Genomic DNA, 16,599 nt, shown 5'->3' with positions numbered 1-16,599 from the left:
ACTCGAGGCCGAAGGCCTCGGGCTGCAATCGGACGTGGGTTGCCGGTGTTGAGTGAACACTCGCACTGGTAGAGCCACAGTTGCAGATCAGGAGGCCTCCGGTGAGTTTCAACGGTACGAGTGTGGGGTTGGACGTGCACGTGCTTTCGGTGGTTGCGCATGCCGTCGACGAACAGACGGGTCGAGTCCAGCGGGCGCGGTTATGTCCCGATCACGGCGAGATCCTGGCCTGGTTGCACCAGCTGCGTGGCCCGGTGCGGGTGGCCTATGAGGCCGGGCCGACGGATTTCGGGCTGGCGCGGGCGTTGGCCACTGCCCGGATCTACTGCGTGGTCGCGGCGCCGTCGAAGTTGATCCGCCCGGCTGGGGATCGGGTCAAAACCGATGCTCGTGACGCGGCGCATCTGACCCGGCTGCTGCGCTTGGGCGAGGTCGCCGCGGTGACGGTGCCCGAAGTCGAGGTGGAGGCGGTGCGTGATCTGGTGCGGGCCCGAGAGGAGGCCCGCGCGGATCTGATGCGGGTGCGGCACCGCTTGTCCAAGCTGCTGCTGCGCCAGGGCCGGGTGCACTCCGGTCGACGGGCCTGGAACGGCGTGCACGAAACCTGGCTTCGGCAGCAACGATTCGAGGATCCCCACACCAGGGCAGCCTTCGATCATCACTTCGACGCAGTCCTGTCGGCGACCGCGGCCAGGGATCGCCTCGACGAGCAGATCGTCACCGTCGCGGCCTCACCACGGTGGGCCGATCAGGTCGACCGGCTGGGCCGTCTGCGCGGCATTTCGGCACTGACCGGGCTGGCGTTGACCGTCGAGATCGGTGACTGGATCCGGTTCAGCGGGTCCTCAACCGGCGCCTACGTCGGACTGGTCCCCACCGAGTACTCCTCGGGCGCATCCCGGGTGCAGGGTTCGATCACCGAAGCCGGCAACGCCCACGTGCGGCGATTGTTGATCGAATCGGCCTGGCACCACCGCGCGGCGTATCGCAATCCCGGACCGACGATGCGGGCCCGCTGGGCCTAAAACTGCCACCGATCAAACGAAAGCCGCCCCGGCACCAAACCGGGGCGGCTTTCACCTGCCTCTTGACAAACAATGCCTACATATCAGCTGTGCGTCGGTTCCGGCAGCGGTGCGCCCATGTACATCGACTCGTAGAAGGCTCCGGTCTCGGCCCGTATGCAGGCCACCAGCCGATCGTCCTCGTAGTGCGTGAGCTGGGCCGGCCCGATGTAGCGCAGGACCGCGCCGCCGTGGACCGATGAGCGGGCCTTGTCCTCGTCTGTGCCCGGAATCAGCTCGTCCCAATTCATGCGCATCGTGGTCGTCGTGTGGCGTCCGCTGACGGTGAGTCGGGTCGCGCCGTCCTGGTACTCAAAGGTGAAGGCGTCGGGGAGCGGCTTTCCGGTGTAGGAGTCGAGATGGGTGCTGTCCACGCGGTAGGTGATGTGTTCGCAGTCCTGGGTGCCTGGACCACCGGCAAGCAACTCCGCGCCCCGGTAGACCATCAGGTAAGGCTGCTCGGCGTATCCGAACTGTTCCTCGAAGCGCATGTTCACCGCCAACACGGTGTAGTCGTCGAACTGCGCGTGGAACCAATCCCAATCGTGCAGAAACTCCCCCAACGGCTGGTTCATCCAGCCGCGGTCGATGTAACCCACGCCCTGGCTGTCGATGTCCAGACCGCCGCCGCGAATGACGACATGCGCATTCCCGTTCGGCACCGGGATCGCCCACCCGAAGAAGTGCTCGTCATGCTCCCCAAAAAGGATGTGCCCGGCTTCCGGTCGCCACGGGGCAGCAGTCGGTGTCAGGTCGATCTCGACGGTGACCCCCTCAGCCTCGAAATGCGTCCGATAGCGGCCGTCGGCAAGCCGTTCGAAACGGTTGTCGCCCAGCTGGATGGCGCAGTCAGCGTCGGAGAGCGACTTCAGATCGTCCCCAGCGAAGTGTGCGAACTTCTCGACCATGCTGCCGTCAGGGAACGTGATGGCGATCTGGGCAGAGGGAACCAGCCCCAACTCGGCCATGAAAGCCGGTGCGGTCAGGACCCCGACGGCGATCTCGCACTCGGCGATCTCGGCCTTCATGAACCACCACTCCAGCGTTCCGGGGCTGCCGTCGACGTGCATGCGGTCCTCGCGGATGGCGACCTCACCGGGCCGCACTCCGAGTGCACGGTAATCGCTCTCGGAATGGGCGAGCCGCAATGGGATTGTAGTCATCTTGGTAACCGTCCTTCGTGTGTGCGTGGAGCTACGACAGCCACTATTCCGACACCGACTGTGAGCCCGCGGGCCTCGGTCCGCCTCACGGACCGGCAACTTTCGTTTCGAACGTCAGACCCCGGCGGCGCGGATCGCAAGATCCTCCGCAATACCGGTTGCGGCTCGGGCAACCATGGCTCCGAGCTGGTCCCTGATGCCCGCGGCGAGTACGGCCTCGGGCACCGTGACAGAGATGGATCCGACCGGCCAGCCCAGGCCCAAGCGGATTGCCGCTGCAATCGTGGTCGAAGCCACCTCGAGGTCGCCGCTGACAGCGAACCCACGCCGACGGATAAGGTCGTGCCTGCGTCTCAGGTCATCCTGCCCGGCACCGAGGTGGGCGGCGCCGTCATGGCGGCGCAGATACCGCCCCAGCTCGCCGGGCGGGGCGAAGGCCATGATCACCTCACCGTCAACGCCGGCGTGCAGCGGTTCACGAGAGCCGGTCGCCGAAAAGCCCTCCCGACCGACGTGGCCCACGGTCACGATCTCGTCGCCGTCACGGATGGACAACGTAGCGCCGCATCGAGATTCGCGGGCCAGAGCCTGCAGGCGCCTCATGCCGACATCGGGCAGATCCATCCGGCCGGCCGCTGATACCGCGACGATGAAGGGTTTGGACGCCACTTCCCACTTGGTCCCGTCGCGGTCCGGAACTATGTGGACCCACCCGGCCTCGGCCAAGGTGACAAGGCACCGCTGCACGGTGGTCTTCGGGATACCCAGCGCACGTGCCAGCGCGGACAACCCGACGGGCTGAAGACGCGCCACACCTTCGAGCACCTCAAGGGCGGTCAGAACGTTGCGCACGACGTGTCCACGAGCGGCTTGCTACTCCTCGCCGAGGAGCAGATCGGCATCGAAGCAGCTGTGGTCACCGGTGTGGCAGGCCCCGCCGACCTGATCGACCTCCAGCAGCACCGCGTCACCGTCGCAGTCCAGCCGCACCGAGTGCACGTGCTGGGTGTGGCCGGAGGTGGCGCCCTTGACCCAGTACTCGCCGCGGGAGCGCGAATAGTAGGTGGCTTCCCGGGTGGCCAGGGTGCGGGCGAGCGCCTCGTCGTCCATCCAGGCGACCATCAGGACATCGCCGGTGCCGCGTTCCTGAGCGATCGCCGCGAACAGCCCGGTGGCATCGCGCTTGAGCCGGGCGGCGATATCAGGGTCCAGGCTCATCGGACGTCACCTGCCTTTGTCCTCTTCGCTGCGCTCATCGGACGTCACCCCAACTTGTCCTCTTCGCTGCGCTCATCGGACGGTGATCCCCGCTGCTGCCATCGCCGCCTTCACTTGACCGATCGTCAGCTCACGGAAGTGGAAAACGCTCGCCGCCAGTACCGCATCGGCGCCGGACTCCACCGCAGGCGCGAAATCGCCGACCGCACCAGCGCCACCGCTGGCGATCACTGGAACGGTGACGGCCTTGCGCACCGCCCGCAGCATCGCCAGGTCGAAGCCGGCCTTCGTGCCATCGGCGTCCATAGAGTTCAGCAGGATCTCCCCGACGCCCAATTCCGCTCCACGGGCGGCCCATTCGACGGCGTCGATCCCGGTCCCCTGCCGTCCGCCGTGCGTGGTGACCTCCCAGCCGGACGGGGTGGGCACCGAGCCCGCCGGCACGGTGCGGGCGTCCACCGACAGCACGATGCACTGCGACCCGAATTGCCGGGACAACTCGGCCAGCAACTCCGGGCGGGCGATCGCGGCGGTGTTCACCGACACCTTGTCGGCACCGGCGCGCAACAGCGCGTCGACGTCGGCCACCGAACGCACCCCGCCACCGACGGTGAGCGGAATGAACACTTGCTCGGCGGTGCGCCGCACCACGTCGAGCATCGTCGCACGCCCCGACGAAGAGGCCGTGACGTCCAAAAAGGTCAGCTCGTCGGCGCCTTCGGCGTCGTAGACCGCCGCAAGCTCGACCGGATCACCGGCGTCGCGGAGGTTCTCGAAGTTGACGCCCTTGACCACCCGACCTGCGTCGACGTCCAGGCAGGGGATGACGCGCACTGCGACGTCCATCAGCGGTAATCCTCCGGTGAACCGATAGAAGCCAGGATTTCAAGGACGTGCTCGTGCACGCCGGGCGCCGCGGCCAGCGCCGAGCGCGACGACGGCGTCCACTGCTCACCGGAGAGGTCGGTGACGACTCCCCCGGCCGCCCGCACCAGCGCCACCCCGGCGGCGTGATCCCAGATGTGGTCGCCGAAACTGATTGCCGCACCGAGAATTCCAGCGGAAACATAGGCGATGTCGATGCCGGTGGCGCCGTGCATCCGCAGCTTCGAGCAAACCCGACTCAAGCTTTCCAGCACGGCCAACCGGTAGCGGCCGGGGAACCGGCCACGCCAGTCGACGTTGAACGTGCCGATACCCATGACGCATCCGCCGATATCGCCGCGTCCGATCGGCGACAGCGCGACACCGTTGTAGTACACCGGTCCACCCACCACCGCGCTGTAGCGCTGATCGGTGAACGGCAGCCACGTCAACCCGGCGACCGGCTCGCCCTCGCGCAGCAGACCCAGCAGGATTGCCGCCATCGGCGACCCGGCGGCGTAGTTGAACGTGCCGTCGATCGGGTCGAGCACCCACACCAGCGGCGAATCGATGTCGGCGCCGCCGAATTCCTCGCCGTGCACGCCGATGCCGGTGGACTTCTCCAGCGCGGAGACGACCTGGCGCTCAATAGCCAAGTCCACCTCGGTGGCGAAGTCGTTGCCCTTCTTCTGCACCGCCGAATCGGCGCGATGCCCGGCGATGAACGGCCCGGACGCCTCGTCCAGTATCGCCGCAGCCTGGGCCACGAGGGCGTCGAGGTCCACTACCGGCTCACCGCGGCCAGCGCCTCCGGGAGCGTGAAACGTCCTGCATACAAGGCCTTTCCGACGATCGCACCCTCGACGCCGCTGTCGGTCAGCGTCGCGATGGCGAGCAGGTCTTCCAGGCTGGACACCCCGCCCGAGGCGATCACCGGAGCGTCCGTGCACTCCGCGACGCCCTCGAGCAGGTCGAGGTTGGGCCCGGTCAGCGTGCCGTCCTTGGTGACATCGGTGACGACGAAGCGCGAGCAGCCCTCGCTGTCGAGTCGCTCGAGCACCTGCCACAGATCCCCGCCGTCGGTCTCCCACCCGCGCCCACGCAGCCGGTAGCTCTCGTTGGCCGAAGCGGTGTCGACGAGCACGTCCAAGCCGACAGCCACCCGGTCGCCGTACTCGGCGATCGCGGCCGCGCACCACAGCGGGTTCTCCAGAGCCGCGGTACCGATGTTGACCCGGGCGCAGCCGGTGGCCAACGCGGCCTTCAGTGACTCGTCATCGCGGATACCCCCGGAAAGCTCGACTTTCACGTCGAGCTTTCCGACCACCTCGGCGAGCAGTTCGCGGTTGGAGCCGCGCCCGAAGGCCGCATCCAGGTCGACCAGGTGGATCCACTCCGCGCCGTCACGCTGCCAGGTGAGCGCCGCGTCCAGCGCCGAGCCGTACTCGGTTTCACTACCGGCCTTGCCTTGCACCAGCCGCACCGCGCGGCCGTCGACCACGTCGACGGCCGGAAGGAGAATCAATGGCACTTCTACAGCCCCTCAACCCAATTCGCGAGCAGTGCCGCACCGGCGTCGCCGCTCTTCTCCGGATGAAATTGTGTCGCCGACAGCGGGCCGTCCTCGACCGCGGCAAGGAACCGCACGTGGTGGCTGGCCCAGGTCAGCAGCGCATCGGGTGCACCTTCCCACGTCTGCGCGGCGTAGGAGTGCACGAAATAGAACCGGGTGTCGGCGTCGAGTCCTTTGAACAACCGACTACCGGATGCCGCCTCGACCACGTTCCAACCCATGTGCGGGATCACCGGCGCGTCCAGGCGGGTCACCGAACCGGGCCACTGGCCACAACCGCGGGATTCGACACCGAACTCCACGCCCCGGGCGAACAGGATCTGCATGCCCACGCACACGCCCAGCACCGGCCGGCCCGCCGCGACCCGGTCGGCGATGATGCGGTCACCCCCGATCCCGCGCAGTCCGGTCATGCAGGCCTCGTAGGCACCGACGCCCGGCACCACCAGGCCGTCGGCATTGCGGGCACGCTCGGCGTCGGAGGTGACCTCCACCTGGGCCCCGGTGCGCTCGAGCGCGCGCTGCGCCGATCGCAGGTTGCCCGAGCCGTAGTCGAGGACGACTACACGCTTAGCGGATCCACCTGTCACAGCGAACCTTTGGTGGACGGCACGCCGGTGACCCGCGGATCGGGTTCCACCGCCTGCCGCAGCGCGCGGGCCACCGCCTTGTACTGCGCCTCGGTGATGTGGTGTGGGTCGCGGCCGTAGATGGTGCGCACATGCAGCGAGATCCGGGCGTTGAAGGCCAACGACTCAAACACGTGCCGGTTGACCACGGTGTGGTACGGCACGGCGGAACCGGCGATGGTGAAGTCCACCATGTAGTCCGGTTCGCCGGTGTGCACGAAATAGGGCCGGCCCGAGACGTCGACGGCAGCATGGGCCAGCGTCTCGTCCATCGGGATGAACGCGTCACCGAAGCGGCGGATGCCCTTCTTGTCGCCGAGCGCCTGGCCCAGCGCGGTGCCGAGCACGATCGCGGTGTCCTCGATGGTGTGGTGGCCCTCGATGTCGACGTCGCCCTGGGCGCTGATCGCCAGGTCGAAGCTTGCGTGGGTGCCCAGCGAGGTCAGCATGTGGTCGAAGAACGGCACCCCGGTATGCACGCTGACGTCGCCGGTGCCGTCGAGGTCGAGTTCGACGACGATGTCGGATTCACGGGTCTTGCGCTCCACCCGGGCGCGACGGGTAGCGATGGCGGTCATGGTGCTCCTAGCGGCTGGGCCAGATCAGTGGTGGCCAGCCGGGCGCTGGCGGCCAGGAAGGCGTCATTCTCGTCGGCCAATCCGATTGTGGTGCGCAGGAATCCGCGGATCCCGACGTCGCGGATGAGGATTCCGTCGTCCAGATAGTGTTGCCAGGCCGTTGCGGCGTCGGCGAATTCGCCGAACAGCACGAAATTGGCGTCGCTGGGAATCACCCGGAATCCGAGCTCGGTCAACGCCGCACTGACCCGCTCCCGTTCGGCGACCAGGGTGGCGACGCTACCCAGCGTCTCGTCGGCGTGGCGCAGTGCGGCGCATGCAGCGGCCTGGGTGAGTACCGACAGGTGATAGGGCAGGCGCACCAGCAGCACCGCATCGATGATCGCCGGGGCGGCGGCCAGGTAGCCCAGCCGCCCACCGGCGAAGGCGAAGGCCTTGCTCATGGTCCGGGTGACAACGAGGCGGTTCGGGTATTCGTCGATCAGGGCGATCGCACTGGGCTGGCTGGAGAATTCGCCGTAGGCTTCGTCGACGATGAGGATCCCGCGCCGCATCGCGTCCAGCATCCGCCGCATATCGGGCAGCGGAATGCTCTGTCCGGAAGGATTGTTGGGGCTCGCGACGAACACCACGTCGGGATCGCGAGCGGCAATGACGGTAGCCGCCGTGTCGGCATCCAGGCTGAAGTCCGCGGCTCGCGACGATTCGATCCACTCGGTCTGGGTGCCATCGGAGATGATGGGGTGCATCGAGTACGACGGCACGAAGCCGATGGCGCTGCGGCCCGGGCCGCCGAACGCCTGCAGGAGTTGCTGCAGGATCTCGTTGGATCCGTTTGCCGCCCAGACGTTCTCGTATGACACCTCGATACCGGTCTGCCGGGTCAGGTAGTGGGCCAGGTCCGCGCGCAGTTCGACGGCGTCACGGTCGGGATAGCGGTGCAACTCCGCGGCGGCCCGCTCAACCGAACGGGCGACATCGTCGACCAGCGCGCGGCTGGGCGGGTGCGGGTTCTCGTTGGTGTTCAGCCGCACCGGCACCTCGAGTTGCGGGGCGCCATAAGGCGATTTGCCCCGCAGATCGTCGCGCAGCGGAAGGTCGGCCAGCGTCACACCGGCGCCCGGGATGCTCACTTTTCGAACCTCCGGCGCACCGCTTCACCGTGCGCCGGCAGGTCCTCGGCCTTGGCCAGCGTGATCACATGGCCGGCAACGTCTTTCAACGCCGCCTCGGTGTAGTCGACGACATGGATGCCACGCAGGAAGGTCTGCACCGACAGTCCGCTGGAATGCCGGGCGCAGCCCGCGGTCGGCAGCACGTGATTGGACCCCGCGCAGTAGTCGCCCAGGCTCACCGGAGACCAGGGGCCGACGAAGATCGCCCCCGCCGCCCGGACGCGGGCCGCCACCTCGTTGGCATCGGCGGTCTGGATCTCCAGATGCTCTGCGGCGTAGGCGTTGACCACCCGGACACCGGTGTCGATGTCGTCGACCAGCACGACGCCGGACTGCCGCCCACGCAGCGCCTCGGTCACCCTTTCGCGGTGCTTGGTGGTCTGCAACTGCACCGCGAGTTCGGCCTCGGTCGCCTCGGCCAGCGCGGTGCTGTCGGTCACCAGCACGCTGGCGGCCATCACGTCGTGCTCGGCCTGGCTGATCAGGTCGGCGGCAACGTGCACCGGATCGGCGGTGTGGTCGGCCAGGATCGCGATCTCGGTGGGACCGGCTTCGGCGTCGATACCGACCTGCGAACGGCAGATCCGCTTGGCGGCAGTGACGTAGATGTTGCCCGGCCCGGTGATCATGTCGACCGGGGCCAATTCGGCACCGTCAGTGTCGGTACCGCCGAAAGCTAGCAACGCCACCGCCTGCGCACCGCCGACGGCCCACACCTCCGCGACGCCCAGCAGCCGGGCGGCGGCCAGGATGGTGGGGTGCGGTAGTCCGCTGAACTCGGACTGCGGCGGGCTGGTGATCACCAGCGAGTCCACCCCGGCGGTCTGGGCGGGCACCACATTCATCACCACGCTGGACGGGTAGACGGCGTTGCCACCCGGCACGTAGAGCCCGACCCGCTCGACGGGTACCCAGCGCTCGGTGACCGATGCGCCGGAGTCGAACAGGGTGGTGGTGTCGGTGCGCCGTTGGTCGGCGTGCACCGCCCGGGTGCGGTCGATGGCAACCTCGAGCGCGGTGCGCACCTCAGGATCCAGGGCAGCCAGTGCGGCGTCCAGCTCGCGGGCCGCGACACGCACGGTCAGCGGCCGCACGCCGTCGAACTTCTCGCCGTAGTCCAGCGCAGCCACCGCACCCCGCGCCGCGACGTCGTCGACGATCGGGCGCACCTTCGGCACGACGGAGTCGACGTCCACACCGCCGCGGGGCAGCGCCGTACGCAGCTGGGCCGCGGTGAGCGTACGCCCCCGCAGGTCGATCCGGTTCATCGCGAAGCTGGTCATCGCTTCAATTGTCCCCGATCCGTGCACCTGAATAAAAATCGATTGAGCGCGGCGGCGCCGAGCCCGGATACTGCCGTCATGCAATGGGACCTGTGGCTGGCCTTTCTGGGCGCCTCCATCGCCATCAGCATCTCCCCCGGCGCCGGTGCCATCCAGTCCATGGCGACCGGCCTGACCTGTGGTCTGCGCCGCGGATACTGGAGCATCACCGGGTTGCAGATCGGCTTGATGCTGCAGCTGGCGGCCGTGGCCGTCGGCTTGGGGGCCACGGTCGCGCAATCGGTGGTCGCCTTCTTGGTCATCAAGTGGGTCGGCGTCGTCTACCTGGTGTATCTCGCGGTACGCCAGTGGCGCAGCGCCCCCTTGGACCTGGACGACGAGCTGCGCACCGGCGCCGACAACCGCCGGCTGGCCCTGCTGGTGCGCGGCTTCCTGGTCAACGCGACCAACCCCAAGGGGCTGGTGTTCCTGCTGGCGGTGCTACCCCAATTCGTGGTGCCGACCGCACCGCTGGTGCCGCAGTACCTGACCATCGCGGCCACCATGGTGGCCGTCGATCTGGTGGTGATGGGGGCATACACCGGGCTCGCGTCGCGGCTCCTGGGCTGGCTGCGCACTCCCCGTCAGCAACGAGCGCTCAACCGGACCTTTTCGGGGCTATTCGCGACCGCAGCGGTGGTCCTCTCCCTGGTGCGACGCGCCGCGGCGACCTGACCGGCTACCCCTGCGGGCAGCGCGCGGCGGCTCTAGAGTTAAGCCCTGCAATGACTGCCATACCAACGCCGTCGACGCTGCGTGGCCGCCGGCTGACGCAGAAACGCCCCGCGGCCGTGCTGGCGGCCCTGATGCTGGCGGTGCCGCTCGTGCCCGTGATCCTCGACGCCACACTGCCGTCGCGGGAGTGGAATCCCGCGGAGGCCGGCGCCGAACAGCTCAGTGCCGTCACCGACGAGGGCAACGTGGTGGCGGTGGAGACCCCACAGGGGTGGCAGGCGCTCGACCAGGGCGACAGCGCGGTGTTACGCAACAGCGACGTCACCGTTTTGGTGGAGGTCTTCGACCGGGATCAGCGTGATCCCGACGCGGTGACCGACCGGCTCATCCGGCTGCATCGCATCCAAGGCATCACCTCGGCCCTCGACGGCGGTCACATCACGTCTCCCGACGGCGCCCTCGACGGGCACACCTGCGTGGCCGTCACCGAGTCGGCCACCGGAACGTGCGCCTTCCTGCACGACGACGACGTCATCGTCTCGGTCGTGGCGCTGGGCTCACCGGGCCAGCCAGCCCCGCCGATCGGCCAGGTCATCGATCTGATCACCAGGACCAAGCAGTGAGCGCCCCGCAGCAGCCGCTGGTCTACCGTCCCGGGTCGGCGGTGTTCTGGCTGTACGTGGCTGCCGCGGTCGTCGGGATCTTCGGGCTGCTGCTCGAGTACGGCGGCGCGATCCACGAGACGATGTCGGCAGAGATCGTGCTCAGCCCGGTGTGGCTGGCGTTCATCGTCTTCCTGGTCTGGCTGATGTACCGGTTCGATCCATACCGCACCGTGCGGCACTATCCGCAGGTCCTTGTCGCCGGCGCTGCGCTGGGCGGCACGATCGCGCTACTCATGGCGATGAACGGCAACACCGCGCTCAACGAGGTCTGGGGGCGCTACATCGACCCAGACACTCTCACCCAGTGGGGGCCAGCGCTGACCGCGCCCATCATCGAGGAGGCGGCCAAGGCGCTGTGCGCGGCCGTCATTCTGGTGCTCTGCGGCGCGGTGTTCAACCGGATCTCCCAAGCGCTGCTGGTCGGCATGTTCGTCGGCTTCGGGTTCGACGTGATGGAGGACCTGAGCTACGCCACCAACGACGCGCTGAAGAGTCTGGACTCCGACCTCTCCGGCGCCGGGACGAACCTGGTGGTCCGGATCCTCACCGCCATCCCAGCACACTGGGCCTACACCGCATTGGTCACCGTCGGTGTTCTGATTCTGTTATCGACATTCGACGAGCGCACCAGGTGGTCGTGGCGGCGCCGCATCGGCACCGCGCTTCCGCTGCTCGCGGCCGGTCCGTTCATGCACTTCATCTGGGACGCACCGGTCCCCGGCGTGCTGGGCAAGTTCGCCATCAACCTCGCCGTCTTCGGTGTGGCCGTGTTCCTGCTGCTGCGTTACGAACGCAGCCGTCTGGTGGACCTCATCGCTGCGATGCGCACCACCCAAGCGCTGGCCGGCGTCGAGCCCGCGGTGTTGGAGTCGCTGCCCACGGCGCGCGCCCGCCGCAAACTGCGCCGCGCGGCCCGCCGCTCCGGCGGCCGACCCGCCGGCAAGGCCGTGAAGTATGAGCAGCGCGCCGCCTTCGACCTGTTGGCGGCCGCCGCCGTAGAGGGCACCGCCGCGGCCCCCGCGCCGGCCACGGCATAGATTCGGCACCATGGCAACCAAGGATCATCCGAACAACGCGCCCGGCGTGCCGATGAAGTTCCCGGTCTGGTTCGAGAACTTCCAGATCAAGTACTTCAACCCGGCCATGCGGCCGCTGGCGAAATTCATGCCGGGGATGTCGGTCATCTCCCACCGCGGCCGGACGTCGGGCAAGGCTTACGAAACGATCGTCTCCGCCTATCGCAAGGGCGACACCGTGGCGGTCCTGCTCGGCCATGGAAAGACCAACTGGGTCAAGAACATTCTGGCCGCCGGTGAAGCCGACATTCGCCTGGGCCGGCACACCCTGCACCTGGTCAACCCGCGGATCGTGCCCGCGGGAACCGACGACCCGTCGCTGCCGCGGATCGCTCGTTCGGGCGTCAAGCGCGGCGTGGGCGCGTTCGTCGCCGACGTCGGCTGACCTACAGATCGAGTCCGACGTCGAGCACCCGCACCGAGTGCGTCAATGCGCCGACCGCCAGATAGTCGACGCCGGTGCCGGCGTACTCGGCGGCGGAGCCTAGGCTGAGCCCGCCGGAGGATTCGAGCTGCACACCAGGGGCACGCGCGTCCCGACGTTGCACGGCGATCTGGGTCTGCCAGACCGGGAAGTTGTCCAGCAGGATCAGCGCCACGTCCTCGGCGAGAACCTCGTCGAGTTGCTCGAGGGTGTCCACCTCGACCTCGCATGGCACATCCGGCGCGGCGGTGCGTACCGCGCGCAGCGCCGCCACCACCGACCCCGCGGCCGCCACGTGATTGTCCTTGATCAGGGCGGCGTCGCCCAAGCCCATCCGGTGATTGACCCCGCCGCCGACCCGCACCGCGTACTTCTGTAGCGCCCGCAGACCGGGCAGGGTCTTGCGGGTGTCGCGGATGCTGGCCTTGGTGCCCTCGACCGCCTCGACCCACGCCGCGGTGGCAGTGGCGATCCCGGACAGGTGGCACACCAGGTTCAGCAGTGTCCGTTCGGCGGTGAGCAGGCCCTGCGTGGGCGCCTCCACCCGCAACAGCGCCGTACCGGCTTCGAGTCGGGTGCTGTCCTCGACCCGGTCGACGACCGAGTAGCCGTCCTGCCCGAGTACCTCGTCGAGCACCAGCAGCGCCACGTCCACTCCCGCCGCGACGCCGGGCTCACGGGCCACCAAAGCGGCGACGGTCCTGGCGTCGGCGGGCACGGTGGCCAGCGTCGTGACGTCGGGGCCGTAGCGGAGATCCTCCTCGAGCCCGCGCCGGATCGTGACGAGCGCCTCCGCCAGCTCGGTGTCGGTCGGTTTCATCGCACACACACCGCCGCCGGTTCGCCGTGCAGGGTGCGACTGACGGCCTGCGCCGGGTCGGCGGTGGGATAGTCACCACGATGGTGGCAGCCGCGCGACTCGGTGCGGGCCAGCGCGGCGGCGGCAACGGCGCGGGCGGTCACGGTCAGCGCGACATCCTCGACGTCGGCCCGGGTGGCGGTGGAACGGGGCGTGGCCTCGGCCAGGGTTTCGGTGAGCTGCTCCAAGCCGTCGGCGTCGCGAACCACCGAGGCCCAGCGGGTCATCGCGGCCTGCAGTGTCCGGCGGTCCAGCGCATCGTGTTGGCACCGTTCGACTTTGGCCATCGGCGCGGCGGCATCTCGGGAATGCTGCGCGGCGGCGTTACCGGCGCGACCACCGACCACGAGACCTTCCAACAGGCTGTTCGACGCCAGCCGGTTGGCGCCGTGCATTCCGGTCCGGGCGACCTCACCGGCCGCGAACAGGCCGGCCATCTCGGTACGCCCGTACACATCGGTGCCGACACCGCCGCAGCTGTAGTGCGCCCCCGGAACCACCGGGATCGGCTCACGGGTGGGGTCGATTCCGGCGGCTCGGCAGGCGGCCGTCACCGTCGGGAACCGCTGCTCGAACCGGTCGACTGAGCGGGCATCGAGGAACACACATTCATCGCCGCTCGCCCGCAGCCGCGCCTCGATGGCCGCGGCCACCACGTCGCGCGGCGCCAGATCGCCCAGGGGGTGCACCCCGTCGGTGACCGACTCACCTCGGGCGTCACGCAGCACGGCGCCCTCGCCGCGCAACGCCTCGGTGATCAGCGGCCGCCGGCCGGTGCCGTTGCGGTCGAACAGCATCGTCGGGTGGAACTGGATGAACTCGACGTCGGTGACGCCGACGCCGGCCCACAGCGCCAGCGCAATGCCGTCGCCGGTGGAGCCCTCCGGATTCGTGGTCGCCGCGTAGAGATGGCCGAGGCCACCGGTGGCCAGGATGACCGAGCGGGCGTGCACCACCCCGAGTCCATCGGCGTTGCGGACGAGCACCCCGGTGACCGCCGATTCATCGTGCAGGATCTGGAGTGCGACGTGGTTGCGGCGGATGTCCAGGGTGGCGGCGGCATGATTGAGCGCGCGCTGGACCTCGGCACCGGTGGCGTCCCCGCCTGCATGGATGATCCGCCGTCGGGAGTGACCGCCCTCTCTGGTGAGCGCCCATTGCCCGGGAGCGCTCTCGTCGAACCGGGCACCGTCGTGCACCAGATCGACCACCGCGCGGTGACCGTCAGCGACGATCGAGCGCACCGCGTCGGGATCGCACAAACCCGCACCCGCGGCCAGGGTGTCGCGAACATGGGCGTCGACGGAGTCGTCGGTGCTCGGCAGCACGACCGCGATGCCGCCCTGGGCGTAGAACGTCGCCGTATCGTCAGCCTTGCTCAAAATGACTGTGCGCCGGCCCATCCGGTGTGCGGCCAGCGCCGCGGCCAGACCGGCGACGCCGGTGCCGATCACCACGACGTCGGCGCGTTGCTGCCAGTCCACGCCCGCGGTGTTGGCACCGCAAGCGAACTGGCGGGTCATTCCCCGCCGCCGGGCTGGCCGATCTCGATCATCCGCTGGACGCTGGCGCGAGCCAGCCGGGCGGTTTCGGCGTCGACGTCGACCTCGTCGGCGCCGTCCACCAGGCAGCGCAGTAACGCGGCCGGAGTGATCATCTTCATATAGCGGCACGATGCCCGGTCATTGACGGCCTGGAAGTCGATACCCGGTGCGGCGCGGCGCAATTGGTGCAGCATGCCGACCTCGGTCGCCACCAGGACCTGCTTGGCGTGCGAGGCCTTGGCCGCATCCAGCATGCCGCCGGTGGACAGGATCTTCACTCGGTCGGCGGGGAAGGAACCCTCGCCGGCGAGGTACAACGCCGATGTGGCGCAGCCACATTCGGGATGCACGAACAGCTCAGCGTCGGGATGGCTGCGGGCCTGGGCGGCCAGTTCGTCGCCGTTGATACCCGCGTGCACATGGCACTCGCCAGCCCAGATGTGCAGGTTCTCCCGGCCGGTCATCCGGCGTACGTGCGCGCCGAGGAACTGGTCGGGGCAGAACAGCACCTCACGGTCGGCCGGAATCGAGGCCACCACCTCGACCGCGTTGGACGACGTGCAGCAGATATCGGTCAGCGCCTTCACTGCGGCGGTGGTGTTGACGTAGGACACCACCACCGCGCCGGGGTGCTCGTCTTTCCAGGCCTGCAGCTCTTCGGCGGTGATGGAGTCGGCCAGCGAGCAGCCGGCGCGCTGATCGGGGATCAACACCGTCTTCTCCGGGGACAAGATCTTGGCGGTCTCGGCCATGAAGTGCACGCCGCAGAACACGATGGTGTCCTCGGCGGCTTCGGCGGCGATCCTCGACAGTGCCAGCGAGTCGCCGACGTGGTCGGCCACGTCCTGAATCGCCGGCAACTGATAGTTGTGGGCCAGGATGGTCGCATTACGCAGTTCCGCTAGACGGCGAACTTCGGCCGCCCACTCTTCGTCGCCGACCACTCCGGTGTATCCACCGGGCCCGTCAGTGATGCGGGCAGCCAGGTCGCTGGCGACGGAGTCGGCACGATCCAAGACGGTCATCGCCGCCTCCTGTCTTGCAGTCGAGGTTTTCGACTTATAATCGAAAACGTGACTCATACTAGCACCGAGCACGAGGTGCTTGCCGTCGTATTCCAGGTTGGCGACGCCAGCTCCCGGAAACCCAGCCTTAACGTGCTGTTATGGCAACGGGCCCTGGATCCCGAGCGCGGTAAGTGGGCACTGCCCGGCGGCCGGCTGGGACCCGACGAGGACCTGATCAGTTCTGTGCGTCGCCAACTGGCCGAGAAGGTCGACGTGCGTGAGATCGCCCACCTCGAGCAACTCGCGGTCTTCTCCGATCCCGGCCGGGTACCGGGCCCGCGCACCATCGCCTCCACCTTCCTGGGTCTGGTGCCCTCGGTCGCCACCCCCGAGCTACCACCGGACACGCGCTGGCACCCGGCAAGCGCGCTGCCCGACATGGCGTTCGACCACGGCCCGATGGTGGACTACGCCAGGACCAGACTTGCCGCGAAACTCTCCTATACCAATATCGGATTCGCCCTCACACCAAGGGAATTCGCACTTTCCACACTGCGCGACATCTACGGTGCGGCGTTGGGATACCAGGTCGACGCGACCAACCTGCAGCGCGTGCTGGCCCGCCGCGGGGTGATCACACCGACCGGAACCACCGCACATTCGGGCCGCAGTGGCGGCCGCCCGGCGGCCCTGTACCGCTTCACCGACTCACGGCTGCGGGTCACCGACGAGTTCGCCGCATTGCGCCCGCCTGGGTGAGTCG

Annotated in this window: 18 protein-coding genes and 1 pseudogene; 6 read left to right on the top strand and 13 right to left on the bottom strand. The window is 68.4% G+C overall.

Annotated features, from left to right (window positions below; translation table 11 throughout):
* Positions 1-101 precede the first annotated feature (101 nt).
* Positions 102-1,019, top strand: a pseudogene (locus ACXDF8_RS04380) (IS110 family RNA-guided transposase); the annotation flags it as partial.
* 89 nt (positions 1,020-1,108) lie between these two features.
* On the opposite strand, the gene ACXDF8_RS04375 reads toward ACXDF8_RS04380, so the two are convergent.
* From ACXDF8_RS04375 to hisD, 10 genes are all read right to left on the bottom strand, one after another.
* Positions 1,109-2,227 (bottom strand): hypothetical protein, encoded by a 1,119-nt coding sequence (locus ACXDF8_RS04375; RefSeq protein ID WP_457222019.1) that lies wholly within the window; start codon positions 2,225-2,227, stop codon positions 1,109-1,111.
* A 114-nt stretch (positions 2,228-2,341) separates the two neighbouring features.
* On the bottom strand, positions 2,342-3,079 hold the full coding sequence (locus ACXDF8_RS04370) for an IclR family transcriptional regulator (protein ID WP_457222018.1): 738 nt from the start codon (positions 3,077-3,079) through the stop codon (positions 2,342-2,344).
* A gap of 21 nt (positions 3,080-3,100) precedes the next feature.
* The gene (gene hisI, locus ACXDF8_RS04365; protein ID WP_457222017.1) at positions 3,101-3,445 is read right to left on the bottom strand and encodes a phosphoribosyl-AMP cyclohydrolase; all 345 of its coding nucleotides are present in this window, start codon (positions 3,443-3,445) and stop codon (positions 3,101-3,103) included.
* A gap of 72 nt (positions 3,446-3,517) precedes the next feature.
* Positions 3,518-4,291, bottom strand: coding sequence for an imidazole glycerol phosphate synthase subunit HisF (gene hisF, locus ACXDF8_RS04360; protein WP_457222016.1), 774 nt, complete (start codon positions 4,289-4,291; stop codon positions 3,518-3,520).
* Positions 4,291-5,094 (bottom strand): inositol monophosphatase family protein, encoded by an 804-nt coding sequence (locus tag ACXDF8_RS04355; RefSeq protein WP_457222015.1) that lies wholly within the window; start codon positions 5,092-5,094, stop codon positions 4,291-4,293. The genes hisF and ACXDF8_RS04355 overlap by 1 nt, the downstream gene beginning before the upstream one ends.
* Complete coding sequence (gene priA, locus ACXDF8_RS04350) at positions 5,094-5,840, bottom strand: bifunctional 1-(5-phosphoribosyl)-5-((5-phosphoribosylamino)methylideneamino)imidazole-4-carboxamide isomerase/phosphoribosylanthranilate isomerase PriA (protein ID WP_457222014.1); 747 nt, start codon at positions 5,838-5,840, stop codon at positions 5,094-5,096. The genes ACXDF8_RS04355 and priA overlap by 1 nt, the downstream gene beginning before the upstream one ends.
* 2 nt (positions 5,841-5,842) lie before the next feature.
* Complete coding sequence (gene hisH, locus ACXDF8_RS04345; RefSeq protein ID WP_457222013.1) at positions 5,843-6,472, bottom strand: imidazole glycerol phosphate synthase subunit HisH; 630 nt, start codon at positions 6,470-6,472, stop codon at positions 5,843-5,845.
* Positions 6,469-7,089: an imidazoleglycerol-phosphate dehydratase HisB gene (gene hisB / locus ACXDF8_RS04340; protein ID WP_457222012.1), complete on the bottom strand. Its 621-nt coding sequence runs from the start codon at positions 7,087-7,089 to the stop codon at positions 6,469-6,471. The genes hisH and hisB overlap by 4 nt, the downstream gene beginning before the upstream one ends.
* A complete protein-coding gene (locus ACXDF8_RS04335; RefSeq protein ID WP_457222058.1) occupies positions 7,086-8,216 on the bottom strand; it encodes a histidinol-phosphate transaminase in 1,131 nt (376 codons plus the stop codon). The genes hisB and ACXDF8_RS04335 overlap by 4 nt, the downstream gene beginning before the upstream one ends.
* A 2-nt stretch (positions 8,217-8,218) precedes the next feature.
* Positions 8,219-9,547, bottom strand: coding sequence for a histidinol dehydrogenase (gene hisD, locus ACXDF8_RS04330; RefSeq protein ID WP_457222011.1), 1,329 nt, complete (start codon positions 9,545-9,547; stop codon positions 8,219-8,221).
* Positions 9,548-9,625: 78 nt separating this feature from the next.
* On the opposite strand from hisD, the gene ACXDF8_RS04325 reads away from it, so the two are divergent.
* From ACXDF8_RS04325 to ACXDF8_RS04310, 4 genes are read left to right on the top strand one after another with little or no spacing between them, the layout of a single operon-like run.
* Positions 9,626-10,261, top strand: coding sequence for a LysE family transporter (locus ACXDF8_RS04325; RefSeq protein WP_457222010.1), 636 nt, complete (start codon positions 9,626-9,628; stop codon positions 10,259-10,261).
* Between the two features lie 50 nt (positions 10,262-10,311).
* Positions 10,312-10,884, top strand: coding sequence for a hypothetical protein (locus tag ACXDF8_RS04320; RefSeq protein ID WP_457222009.1), 573 nt, complete (start codon positions 10,312-10,314; stop codon positions 10,882-10,884).
* A complete protein-coding gene (locus tag ACXDF8_RS04315) occupies positions 10,881-11,963 on the top strand; it encodes a PrsW family intramembrane metalloprotease (RefSeq protein ID WP_457222008.1) in 1,083 nt (360 codons plus the stop codon). Before ACXDF8_RS04320 ends, ACXDF8_RS04315 begins: the two co-directional genes overlap by 4 nt.
* Before the next feature lie 10 nt (positions 11,964-11,973).
* Complete coding sequence (locus tag ACXDF8_RS04310; protein WP_457222007.1) at positions 11,974-12,387, top strand: nitroreductase family deazaflavin-dependent oxidoreductase; 414 nt, start codon at positions 11,974-11,976, stop codon at positions 12,385-12,387.
* Position 12,388: 1 nt separating this feature from the next.
* Here the strand turns inward: ACXDF8_RS04310 and nadC are convergent, their stop codons facing one another.
* From nadC to nadA, 3 genes are read right to left on the bottom strand one after another with little or no spacing between them, the layout of a single operon-like run.
* Positions 12,389-13,246 (bottom strand): carboxylating nicotinate-nucleotide diphosphorylase, encoded by an 858-nt coding sequence (gene nadC / locus ACXDF8_RS04305; protein ID WP_457222006.1) that lies wholly within the window; start codon positions 13,244-13,246, stop codon positions 12,389-12,391.
* Positions 13,243-14,808, bottom strand: coding sequence for an L-aspartate oxidase (locus tag ACXDF8_RS04300; protein ID WP_457222005.1), 1,566 nt, complete (start codon positions 14,806-14,808; stop codon positions 13,243-13,245). Before ACXDF8_RS04300 ends, nadC begins: the two co-directional genes overlap by 4 nt.
* Positions 14,805-15,854, bottom strand: coding sequence for a quinolinate synthase NadA (gene nadA, locus ACXDF8_RS04295; RefSeq protein WP_457222004.1), 1,050 nt, complete (start codon positions 15,852-15,854; stop codon positions 14,805-14,807). Before nadA ends, ACXDF8_RS04300 begins: the two co-directional genes overlap by 4 nt.
* 48 nt (positions 15,855-15,902) lie before the next feature.
* Here nadA and ACXDF8_RS04290 point away from each other — a divergent pair, with 48 nt between their 5' ends.
* Positions 15,903-16,595, top strand: coding sequence for an NUDIX hydrolase (locus ACXDF8_RS04290; RefSeq protein ID WP_457222003.1), 693 nt, complete (start codon positions 15,903-15,905; stop codon positions 16,593-16,595).
* Positions 16,596-16,599: the final 4 nt, after the last annotated feature.

The sequence above is a fragment of the Mycolicibacterium sp. CBM1 genome, from assembly GCF_054073305.1.
This window is presented reverse-complemented; position numbering and strand designations above follow the sequence as displayed.

Excerpts from the sequence above, each read along its gene's own strand:
- ACXDF8_RS04320 (WP_457222009.1), top strand. The coding sequence starts at position 10,312 with ATGACTGCCATACCAACGCCGTCGACGCTGCGTGGCCGCCGGCTGACG.
- hisI (WP_457222017.1), bottom strand. The coding sequence starts at position 3,445 with ATGAGCCTGGACCCTGATATCGCCGCCCGGCTCAAGCGCGATGCCACC.
- hisF (WP_457222016.1), bottom strand. The coding sequence starts at position 4,291 with ATGGACGTCGCAGTGCGCGTCATCCCCTGCCTGGACGTCGACGCAGGT.
- ACXDF8_RS04300 (WP_457222005.1), bottom strand. The coding sequence starts at position 14,808 with ATGACCCGCCAGTTCGCTTGCGGTGCCAACACCGCGGGCGTGGACTGG.
- nadA (WP_457222004.1), bottom strand. The coding sequence starts at position 15,854 with ATGACCGTCTTGGATCGTGCCGACTCCGTCGCCAGCGACCTGGCTGCC.
- ACXDF8_RS04325 (WP_457222010.1), top strand. The coding sequence starts at position 9,626 with ATGCAATGGGACCTGTGGCTGGCCTTTCTGGGCGCCTCCATCGCCATC.
- hisD (WP_457222011.1), bottom strand. The coding sequence starts at position 9,547 with ATGACCAGCTTCGCGATGAACCGGATCGACCTGCGGGGGCGTACGCTC.
- ACXDF8_RS04310 (WP_457222007.1), top strand. The coding sequence starts at position 11,974 with ATGGCAACCAAGGATCATCCGAACAACGCGCCCGGCGTGCCGATGAAG.
- ACXDF8_RS04375 (WP_457222019.1), bottom strand. The coding sequence starts at position 2,227 with ATGACTACAATCCCATTGCGGCTCGCCCATTCCGAGAGCGATTACCGT.
- hisB (WP_457222012.1), bottom strand. The coding sequence starts at position 7,089 with ATGACCGCCATCGCTACCCGTCGCGCCCGGGTGGAGCGCAAGACCCGT.
- nadC (WP_457222006.1), bottom strand. The coding sequence starts at position 13,246 with ATGAAACCGACCGACACCGAGCTGGCGGAGGCGCTCGTCACGATCCGG.